The sequence below is a fragment of the Actinoplanes auranticolor genome (assembly GCF_018332655.1).
Taxonomy (GTDB): domain Bacteria; phylum Actinomycetota; class Actinomycetes; order Mycobacteriales; family Micromonosporaceae; genus Actinoplanes; species Actinoplanes auranticolor.
In genome coordinates, this window is sequence record NZ_BOQL01000142.1 from 1 (window position 1) to 455 (window position 455).

General features: G+C 66.8%; 1 pseudogene. It reads right to left on the bottom strand.

Going from position 1 to position 455, the window contains the following annotated elements:
* Positions 1-314: 314 nt before the first annotated feature.
* Positions 315-455 (bottom strand): annotated as a pseudogene (locus Aau02nite_RS47220) (MerR family DNA-binding transcriptional regulator); the annotation flags it as partial.

A 455-nucleotide genomic window follows, 5' to 3' on the forward strand; every position in this document is an offset into this window, starting at 1 on the left:
GACCAGTGACCACGCCGAGACATTCCCGGCCACCGTGGTGAAGACATCCCGCCTCATCCACGCTGCATGCGTCGTAAGAGACGCTGGACCTTGGCGTCCGGGTAGCGCCGATGGAGGCAGCGACCCGCAAGTCGCCGGGTGAAGCGGGCAGTCACTTGGCCGGTCCGTCGATAGCGGGTCGACTCCACCGCGGTGCCTGCCCTTGACCACAAGGAACCACCAGCGAGACCGGAGGTTGTGCGTGGGCTGCGACCGCTCGGCTCAGCTTCTCAGCGTTGGTTCCGCGGAAGCCGGGGACCGTGAGGCGGTTCGCATCAGGCGGCGTTTGTTCGCCGCTGATGGAGGTCGTTGTGGTGAAGGGCTTCTGCGAGTCGGTCTTCCAGGATGATGATCCGGCAGGCCGCTTCCAGAGCAGTCCCCTGGTCGACCATTTCCCGGGCCCGGGCCGCGAGGCG